This is a genomic window from Thermodesulfobacteriota bacterium (assembly GCA_040758155.1).
Classification (GTDB): Bacteria; Desulfobacterota; Deferrimicrobia; order Deferrimicrobiales; family Deferrimicrobiaceae; genus UBA2219.
Window position 1 is genome coordinate 1 of record JBFLWB010000133.1, and the last position, 9,274, is coordinate 9,274.

Sequence of the window (9,274 nt, forward strand, 5' to 3'; positions counted from 1 at the left end):
GGAAGGAGACGACGCGGCTCCTCCGGCGGAAGATTCCACGCACCTCCTCGTTGACGATCAGGTCGACGTACCGCTGCCGGTAGCGCGTCTCCACGTCGGAGAGGCCGTGCCACTTCTCCGGAAGCGGACGGATCGACTTCGTCAGCAGGCGGAAACGGGCGGCATCGACGGTCAACTCCCCCGTCCGGGTGATGAACAACGTTCCCTCGACCCACAGGATGTCGCCGACGTCCACTGTCCTCAGGAAGCGGTCGTACCCGGCCTCCCCCACCCCGTCTTTCTTCAGGTACGCCTGCAGCCGCCCCGTGCGGTCGGAAAGGACGGCGAAGGTCGCCTTCCCGAACCGGCGCAGTGCCATGACGCGCCCCGCGATGTCGACCCGTACCGGACTCGCGGCGAGCGCGTCCCCGTCCTTCCCCTCCGCCGCCTTCCGGGCCGAGACCGCCGTCCACCCCACGGGCTGGTCGTTCGGGTACGGATTTTCGCCCGCGCCCCGGATCTCCTCGACCTTGCGGATCCGGTCCCGCATCAGCTCGTTCCGGTCTTCCGTCACGCCTTAGCCCCCCATCTCCCCCTCCGGCCTCCTGCCGAGCAGGAACTTCCGGATGAATTCGAGGATGTCTCCGTCGAGTACGGCGTCGACGTTCCCGGTCTCGTGCCCCGTGCGGTGGTCCTTCACCATCTGGTAGGGAGCCAGTACGTAGGACCGGATCTGGGATCCCCAGGCGATGTCCTTCTTCGTCTTGTGCGCCTCCATCGCCTTCTCCGCGCGCTGGCGCATCTCGAGCTCGTAGAGTTTCGACCGCAGGATCTTCATCGCCATCGCCCGGTTCTTGTGCTGGGAGCGTTCCTGCTGGCAGAGGACCACGATCCCGGACGGGAGGTGGGTGACCCGCACCGCCGACTCGACCTTGTTCACGTGCTGCCCGCCCGCGCCGCCCGACCGGAGGGTGTCGATCTTCAGGTCGTTCTCGTTGATCTGGATATCGACGTTGTCGTCGATCTCGGGGGAGACGAACACGGAGGCGAAGGAGGTGTGGCGGCGCTTGTTGGCGTCGAACGGCGAGATGCGCACCAGGCGGTGCACGCCGGTCTCGGCCTTCATGTACCCGTACGGGTGGTCGCCGGAAAGGACGAAGGTGGCGCTCTTGACCCCGCCTTCCTCGCCGTCCTGCCGCTCGGCGAGCTCCATCCCGAACCCGTTGCGGTCCGCGAACCGGGAGTACATCCGCAGCAGCATGTCCGCCCAGTCCTGGGATTCCCTCCCCCCCGCGCCGGCATGGATGGTCACGATGGCGTTGTTCGCGTCGTTCTCCCCGGCCAGCATCCTGTCGAGCTCGGCCGCGTCGAGCGCCTCGGCAACCGATTCGAGATGCTTCCCGATCTCACCGGCAAGCGTATCGTCGCCGGATTCCGTGGCGAGCTCGAGGTACGCGCGCAGGTCGTCGAAGGACGCGGACAGGGAATTCCATCGTGAAAGGAGCGTCTCGATCCCTTTCCGCTCCCGGAGAAGGCGCTCCGCCGCCTCGGGGGAATCCCAGAACCCCTCCCGCGCGACTTCGGCTTCCAGCTCCTTGAGACGCGCCGCCTTGGCGTCTACGTCAAAGATAGCCTCGCAACGCCTGGAACCTCGCCTCAAGCGCCGCGGTCTTTTCTTCCAGGAAGCCGGAAGCCATATACTCCTCGCAACGGGAAAAATAGGATGAGGAAAGCAATTATAATACAGGAAATCCCAAAGATTTCCCCTGTTTTTGCGTAAAATGTCCTCCCGGTCCCCGGTCGGATCTCCGCCACGACGATCCCCCTCCGGTACAGTCCCTCGGACGCGACGATTCCCCCCTCCGGATCGATCACCGCGCTGATCCCGGAATTCGCCGCCCGCGCCATGGGACGCCGCAGCTCCACGCATCGCATCCGGGCCATCGCCAGGTGCTGGTAGGGAGCGACCGTATTTCCGAACCAGGCGTCGTTCGTGACGTTCACCAGCCATGACGCCCCTTCGAGGACCGCCTCCCTCGGAATGCCGGGAAAGATCGCCTCGTAGCAGACCGTGGCGGCGACGGCATATCCGGACACCCGGAAAAGGGAGGGAGACGTCCCGCGGGAGAAGTCCTCCGCCCCCTCCGTCAGCTTCTCCAGGAAAAAGAGGATCCGTCTCATCGGGATGTACTCGCCGAACGGGACGAGATGGCGCTTGTCGTACCGGCCGACGGGCGTCCCCCGCGCGTCCAGGTGGAAAACGCTGTTGTAGAATCTGCCGCCGTCTCCGGGATCGAACCACGGCGCCCCGAAGATCAGCGGGACCCCCGCTGTTGCCGCGATCCCTTCGACGCGCCGCGTATACTCCTGCTCCCAGCCGTAGAAGAAGGGGGCTGCCGTTTCGGGCCAGATCACGACCTGGGCGCCGGCCTTCCGCGCCTTCCGCGTGAGGATGTCGTAGGTGTCCAGCGTCCTCTGCTGGTTCCACGGCTCCCACTTGACCGACTGGTCGATCCCGCCCTGCGCGATCCCCACTTTCAGCGACGGCACGCCGTTGTCCTGCCCCCCCGCCGCGGGAAGGGCGGAAAGCCCGTAATAGTGGAGGAAGAGGATCGCGGCGGCGCCCGGCGCCAGCCGCAGGAGCGCCCAGGCGGGCGCGCGCTCCGCCAGACGTCTTCCCGCGAGATACAGGGAGGTCCCGCAAAGGACCAGGAGGAACGAAAGGCCGTACACTCCCGCAAGGTCCGCCGCCTGGCGCAGCACCCCGTCCCCCGCGAGGGCATAGCCGAGAAGCATCCAGGGGAACCCCGAGAACAGGTGCGTCCGGGCGAGTTCGAGCCCGGTCCAGACGAGAGGGAACCCCCACAGCCCGCGCGCGCCGAAACGCGCCTCCAGGCGATAGGCGGCCGCCGCGGCGACGGAGAACCAGGCGCCGAGGTAGGCGGACACCAGGAACGCGGCCAGCGTCCCGAGCGGCCAGCCCAACTTCCCCTCGACGGAGATGGTGTACGCGATCCAATAGTACAGCGGGGCGCTTCCGGCGGTGCCCGCGATCCATCCGCGCCACGCGGCGCGGCGCGCGGAGCCCGCGCGGACCGACAGATCGAGGAACGGCGCCATGCACACGAACGTGACGCCGGGGACGTCGTACCCCGGCATCCCCGCGGCGTAAGTTCCCGCGGCCAGCAACCCGGCAAGCCAGGTCCGCGCGCCCGCCCGTTCCGGGAACTCCGTCACTTCCGCCCCCCCCGGAGCCCCCGGAGGAGAACCCTCCGGAACAGGCGCAGCTCCTTCCGGCGCATGCGGCGGCTTTCCCGCCCGCCCGCCACATGATCGTACCCCGCCAGGTGGAGCATCCCGTGGAGGATGAAGAAGAAGACCCTCTCCTCCGGCGGCTCCCGCCACCCTTCCGTCTGGGCCAGGCAGGTGGTCGCCGATACGAGGATGTCTCCCGAGACCGTTCCGCCGCGCGCCGGCGCGCCATCCTCGTCGGGAAAAGACAGCACGTTCGTCGGCCGGTCCTTTCCCATGAATTCCCGGTTCCACCGGGCGATGGCCGCGTCGCCAACGATGCGGACCCTCAGGTCCGCGCCGCCCGCGGGGAGGAGCGCCAGCGACGCGAGGACGAGCCGCTTGATCCGCATCCCGGAAAGATGCGCGGGGCGCGTCTCCTGCCGGATGCTGACCCGGTATCGTGAACCCGCCGCTCTCAATGTTCCCCGCCGGTCTTCCCGCTGCCGCTGGCGGGGTAATCCACCCTCCGGTGGGCGATGGCGAGGAGGACCTGCCCGACCGCTTTCCCCAGCGCATGCAGGTCGCGCAGCGTCAGCTCGCACTCGTCGAGCTGCCCGTCGAGATAGATCCTGTTGACGATTCCCTGCACGGCCTCCTCGATCTCCCGGGCGGACGGGTTCTTCAGGCTCCGGACGGTGGCCTCCGCCGCGTCGGCCAGCATGACGATGGCCGCCTCGCGCGTCTTCGGCCGGGGGCCCGGGTACCGGAACATCTCCTCCGACGCCTTCCGGTCCTCGATCATGCCCTTCGCCTTGTCGAGGAAGAAGTACAGCAGGCTCGTCCCGTGATGCTGCTCGATGATCTCGACGACGCGGTCCCCCAGGCCGTTCTCCCGGGCGATCCGCGCCCCCTCCTTCACGTGGGAAAGGATGACCGCGCGGGACAGCCCCGGCGAGAGCGTGTCGTGGACGTTCTCCCCTTCGCACTGATTCTCGGAGAAATACTGCGGCTTGGCGATCTTCCCGACGTCGTGGTAGAGCGCCGCGACGCGGCACAGCACGGGGTTGGCCCCGATGGCCAGCGCGCCGGCCTCCGAAAGCGTCCCGACCACGACGCTGTGATGGAAGGTCCCGGGCGCGTAGACCATCAGCCGCGTGAGCAGCGGGTGGCTCGTGCTGGCCAGCTCCATCAGGCGGATGTCGCTGGCGTAGCCGAACGCGTACTCCGCGACCGGCAGGACGGCGAGCGCGATCGGCCCGGCCAGCAGCCCGTTCAGCGCGCCGAACAGCCCCGCCGGGACCAGGGAGCCGCCGCCGTGGAAGGCGAGCTCGAGCGCCACCGCCGCCAGGGCGCAGACCGGGGCGGTCTGCACGCCCGCCCAGAGCATCCGGTACCGGTCCGGGACCCGGCCGGAACGCGCGGCGCCGGCCGTCCCCGACAGCAGGAGGAACAGCAGCTCCGGCCAGTGCCCCCCGACCGCGGCGGCGGAGAGGACGGAGGCGGCGACGGTGAACAGGATGGAGGTCTCCGCGTTGAGGAGGATCCGCACCACCATGGCGAAGGCGGGCAGCGGGATCAGGTAGGCGTATGCCCGGGACGGGATCGCGAGCGGCGGCGCCTCGCCGAGGACCTCGATCACACCCTTTGCGGCGAAGAAGAGGAGCAGCGAGAGGGAGCACAGGAAAAGGAAATCGCGGACCGCGAGCCGGACCTTCCGGACCTCCTTCCGGGCGAAGCCGAACCACTCCTTCAGGAAGAGCGCCACCGCCAGCGTGAGGGCGACCGCGCCGACGAAGGGGAACATGGCGCCCCATCCCCTCGCGGACCGGGGCATGAGCTCCTTCCCCCACAGGTAGAAGAGGACCGCGAACGCCGCGGCCGATCCCACCGTGAGCGCGACGAGGCGCGCGGAACGGAAGACCCGGGAGTCGCCGTTTCCAGGCAGGCCGTTATCCCTGGTCCCGCTTCTCGAAACGCTCATAGGCCTTTATGATCTCCTGGACGATCGGGTGCCTCACCACGTCGATGTCGGTGAAGCGGCAGAACCGGATCCCCGCCACGCCGCCGAGGATCGCGATCGCCTCGTTCAGCCCCGAGACCCTCCCCGACGGCAGGTCGATCTGCGTGATGTCCCCCGTGACCACGGCCTTCGACCCGAATCCGATCCGGGTGAGGAACATCTTCATCTGCTCGGAGGTCGTGTTCTGCGCCTCGTCGAGGATGACGAATGCGTCGTCGAGGGTCCGCCCACGCATGAAGGCCAGCGGCGCGACCTCGATCGTCCCGCGCTCCATCAGCTTCGCCGCCTGCTCGTACTCCATCATCGTGTAGAGCGCGTCGTGCAGCGGCCGGAGGTACGGGTTCACCTTCTCCGCCATGTCGCCGGGAAGGAAGCCCAGCTTCTCCCCGGCCTCCACCGCGGGGCGCGCGAGCACGATCCGCTTCACCTCCTTCCGCTGGAGGAAGCCCACGGCCATCGCCATCGCAAGGAAGGTCTTCCCCGTCCCGGCCGGCCCGACGCCGAACACGATGTCGCAGTCCCGGATGGCGTCCAGGTACTTCTTCTGGGCGACGCTCTTGGGGGTGATCAGCCGGTTCCGGGAGGACTTGAAGACGACGTCCTGGAACACCTCCGAGACGTCCGCGTTCCGGTCGCCGGAGACGATGCGAACCGCCGCGAGGACGTCGTTCCCGGCGATGGGGATGCCCCGCCGCAGGACCCGGTACAGCCCCGTCAGGACCTTCCCGGCGATCTCCACCGGGATCGGATCGCCGGAAAGGTGCGCGTGGTTCCCCCCCGGGCGAACAGCGATCCCCAACGCCCGCTCCAGATCTTTCAGGTGGGAATCGTGGATGCCGAACAGGTCGGGGAGGACCGAGGGGTCCTCGAAATGGATCGTTTCCTCTTTCATCAGAAAAAGCTCGCCCACCCCGTGAACAGGTCCGCCGCCGACTTCGAAAGCAGCGTTCCGCGGATCCACATCGCCACGACGAAACCCGCCCCGATCCACAACGCGGCCTTCCCCCACGCGAGGCGCCGGATCAGGAGGAGCTCTTCCCGGAGGCGGTGCGCGACGTCGGTCTCGGCCGGCTCGGCGGAAGCGATCTCCAGCAGTCCGCGCTCCCGGAGGGCGGAAAGCGCCTTGATCCCTTCGAACCCGGTCATGCAGGCTTTCCGGAACACCCGCTCCGGGACCTCCGAGAATTCAAGCGCCTTCCAGAGGACCCGTTCGGGTTCCGTGAAGGAGTACGGGTCGACCCGCTCCCCCTTCCTGCGGGTCACCCGGAACTGCCCGGGGGGGAAGCTCTGGCGGTAGATGGGGTACTCGTCGAGGAACTGCATCCCTTCCATCATGAGGATGTCCGGCCGGATCGGCTCCCCGCCCCACGGGAGGGGCTGAATGGCGAACGTCTCGAACCGGTACTCCCCTTCACGGTACGTCAGCACGTCGAACAGGCACTCCTTGATCTGCAGCACGAGGTACCGGGAAACGATCTCCCGCGGGACCATCCCCCGGTCGATCAGGATCTCGCCGATCTTCTTCCCCCCGCCCTTTCCCCTCGCGTCCAGGACGCGCTTCAGCTCTCCGTCGGTCAGGTAGCCTGCGTCCCGCAGCATCATGCCCAGGAGGGAACGCTCTTCCCGGCCGTGGAGCGGCTGGACGTCGACGATCCTGCCTTCCGAAAAGAAGAAGACCGTCGATCGGTCGGAGCAGGAGATGGTGAGGGAGCCGCTCTTTCCCTGGGAGGAGATGAGCTGGAAGATGTCCGGGATGCTGAAATCGGCGATTTTCCCCTTCAATTCCCGCTACCTCCTCGGAATGATGTTATACATTGCCTGAAGTTTCGAGAACGAGTGCCAGCTCCAGGCGATCCCGGCGATCCAGAGGAGGACAAGGGCGGGGACCGCCACCATCATCAGCCCTCCGAGCATGTCCGAGATCAGGGCGGGCACGTCGGCGGTCGCGCTTGCGGAAACGGTGACGACGCCCAGGACCATGGAAAGGAGCAGGCCGTACAGCAGAACGGGCAGCGTCTTCCCCGCCCAGATTGCACCCGCCCCCGGAACGAAGACGGAGCAGGCCTTCACGTAGCGGCGGTGCATAGTGATGGTCAGGAGCCTGTGCTCCCGCTCCTCGCCGGACCGGATCCCTCCGCCGACCTGCGCGCGGCACTGGTTGCAGATGTCCGTGAAATCCGGCCCTCCGACGACCAATGTGCAGGTGCCGCACGACCGGCAGCTGTTGTGCGTCCAGATCTTTCCTCCCAGCGCCTTCCAGAGCAGCATCCAGAGCAGCGCGGCGGCAAGGAACGGCGGAGTCCAGCCTCCCGCCAGCGGGCGGAAAAGGAAGCGTTGCACCGCCCCGTCCAGCCCGTCGCGGACCCAGTCCCACCGCAGGGCGAACAGCTCCTTCCACCCCCCCCGCATCCGGAGGGGGGATGGCACGAGCTCCCCGTGCGTCATCTCCTCCGCGCGGTAGTCGAAAAGCGCAAGGTCGCGCAGGCTCCCCCACGCGGTTTCCTGGACCTTCGCCGCTTCTTCGAGGCGGAACGTCTGCAGGTAGAGCTGGTACGAGTTCCAGTACGCGGGGCCACCCCGGGGGCTCCTCGCCATCGCCGCCTCGAAATCGGCCAGCGCCTCCGCGGGTTTGCCGAGCCGGTACCGGACGATCCCCCGGTTGTTATACCCCTCCGACGGCTCCGCCGCGTCCCGGATCCACTCGGTCCATAACGCGTCGGCGGCCGGGTAGTTCCCCGCCTGCATCTCGGCCCTCGCCCGGGCGAACCGCCTCATCTCGTACCAGCGGGATTCGTCGATCGGGAGCCCGGCGGCCGGTACGCTCTCCGGCCAATCCCGCGGGAAATATCCTTCGCCCCCGAGCCATCCGCCCTGGCGCGTCTCCCCCGTATATTTCGCGAACGCCTGGAGCGCTCCTCCGAACGGGACGGCCGAGCCGAGGAACAGGACGGCGACGGCAGCCGCCGCGGCTTCCCGCCGCCGGAGGTAACCGGCGGAAAGGAAGAGCCAGAACACCGAGGCCACTCCGAGGCCGACCCCCGCGAGAAGCGGCGAAAGGGAGACAGCAAGGAACAGGGCGAACGCGAAAAGGGCCTGACGGGGTAATTTTTTCAGGAGCCGCGCCAGGTCCGACGTGAGCGCAGGCTGCGCCTTGAGCAGGAGGGAGATCGAGACCCAGACCGCGAACCAGGAGGCCGATGCGACAAGGAAAAGGAGCGACCACGAGGCGCACCCGAGCAGGCTCGGCCCGTAGAGGCGAAGCGCCTCGCTCAGCCCTTCCAGGTCCATGAAAAACCGGGTGATCCGCAGGGTCGCCAGGTCGTGCCGGACCAGCCAGGCCCACAACGCAACGGAGAACGGCGCGACGCGGGTCGTGGTCCGGAGCACCTTTTCCGCCCGGTCTTCCCACCCCGCACGGCGGGCGCGGTCGAACAGCCGGTCCGGGACCTCGTTGATGGACACGATCGCGTGCTCGAGCATCGATTTCCGGAGCGCCTGGACCTTCCGCTCCAGCAGCTCCTCCTTCCCCGGCTCCGCCGCGTCGATGAGGAGCAACGCGTCTTCGCGGACCTTCGCCGGATAGCCGGCGAACGGCTCGGAGGCCCATCCCGTCATCGGAAGGCAGGCGAGAAACAGCATGATAACGAACCGCGCCATAACAGGATATGCTAACATTTGTTCGAGGAAATTTCCTTAATGGACGACTTCCGGAAACTCGTAGAGATCATGGCGCGCCTCCGGGCGGAGGGCGGGTGCGAGTGGGACCGCGCCCAGACCCACGAGACGCTGCGGCAATACCTCGTCGAGGAAACCCACGAAGTCGTCGACGCGATCCGTCGGAGGGACCCGGAGCTTCTCTGCGAGGAGCTGGGGGACCTGCTCCTCCAGATCCTGTTCCACGCCCGGATCGCCGGCGAACGGGGAGATTTCGACATTCACGATGTCATAGCATCCATTACCGACAAGATGATCCGCAGGCACCCGCATGTTTTCGGCAACGCCCGGGCCGACGATCCGGAAGCCGTTGCCCCCCAATGGGAG

Annotated in this window: 9 protein-coding genes; 1 reads left to right on the plus strand and 8 read right to left on the minus strand. The window is 67.5% G+C overall.

All coding sequences use genetic code 11. From position 1 onward, the window contains the following. From AB1346_08785 to AB1346_08820, 8 genes are all read right to left on the minus strand, one after another. The coding region (locus AB1346_08785; protein MEW6720530.1) for an OB-fold nucleic acid binding domain-containing protein at window positions 1-553 on the minus strand (553 nt) is incomplete at its 3' end. A gap of 3 nt (window positions 554-556) precedes the next feature. After that, window positions 557-1,676, minus strand: a protein-coding gene (gene prfB, locus AB1346_08790) for a peptide chain release factor 2 (GenBank protein ID MEW6720531.1) whose coding sequence is annotated in 2 segments (ribosomal slippage) — window positions 557-1,603 and window positions 1,605-1,676 — 1,119 coding nt in all. Because the reading frame shifts where the segments join, the coding sequence is not laid out codon by codon here. Then, window positions 1,636-3,216 (minus strand): apolipoprotein N-acyltransferase, encoded by a 1,581-nt coding sequence (lnt, locus tag AB1346_08795; protein ID MEW6720532.1) that lies wholly within the window; start codon window positions 3,214-3,216, stop codon window positions 1,636-1,638. Before lnt ends, prfB begins: the two co-directional genes overlap by 41 nt. Then, a complete protein-coding gene (gene ybeY, locus AB1346_08800; protein ID MEW6720533.1) occupies window positions 3,213-3,692 on the minus strand; it encodes an rRNA maturation RNase YbeY in 480 nt (159 codons plus the stop codon). Before ybeY ends, lnt begins: the two co-directional genes overlap by 4 nt. Next, window positions 3,689-5,194: an HDIG domain-containing metalloprotein gene (locus tag AB1346_08805; GenBank protein ID MEW6720534.1), complete on the minus strand. Its 1,506-nt coding sequence runs from the start codon at window positions 5,192-5,194 to the stop codon at window positions 3,689-3,691. The genes ybeY and AB1346_08805 overlap by 4 nt, the downstream gene beginning before the upstream one ends. Further along, on the minus strand, window positions 5,163-6,125 hold the full coding sequence (locus tag AB1346_08810; GenBank protein MEW6720535.1) for a PhoH family protein: 963 nt from the start codon (window positions 6,123-6,125) through the stop codon (window positions 5,163-5,165). Before AB1346_08810 ends, AB1346_08805 begins: the two co-directional genes overlap by 32 nt. Beyond that, window positions 6,125-7,015, minus strand: coding sequence for a DUF4388 domain-containing protein (locus AB1346_08815; protein ID MEW6720536.1), 891 nt, complete (start codon window positions 7,013-7,015; stop codon window positions 6,125-6,127). The genes AB1346_08810 and AB1346_08815 overlap by 1 nt, the downstream gene beginning before the upstream one ends. A gap of 6 nt (window positions 7,016-7,021) precedes the next feature. Continuing rightward, window positions 7,022-8,890, minus strand: a complete 1,869-nt coding sequence (locus AB1346_08820; protein ID MEW6720537.1) for a tetratricopeptide repeat protein — start codon at window positions 8,888-8,890, stop codon at window positions 7,022-7,024. A 39-nt stretch (window positions 8,891-8,929) separates the two neighbouring features. Here AB1346_08820 and AB1346_08825 point away from each other — a divergent pair. Next, window positions 8,930-9,274: MazG nucleotide pyrophosphohydrolase domain-containing protein (locus tag AB1346_08825; protein MEW6720538.1), on the plus strand; the 345-nt coding region annotated here is incomplete at its 3' end.

Coding starts and splice junctions, on each gene's coding strand:
- AB1346_08805 (MEW6720534.1), bottom strand. CDS start 5,194: ATGAGCGTTTCGAGAAGCGGGACCAGGGATAACGGCCTGCCTGGAAAC.
- AB1346_08810 (MEW6720535.1), bottom strand. CDS start 6,125: ATGAAAGAGGAAACGATCCATTTCGAGGACCCCTCGGTCCTCCCCGAC.
- AB1346_08820 (MEW6720537.1), bottom strand. CDS start 8,890: ATGGCGCGGTTCGTTATCATGCTGTTTCTCGCCTGCCTTCCGATGACG.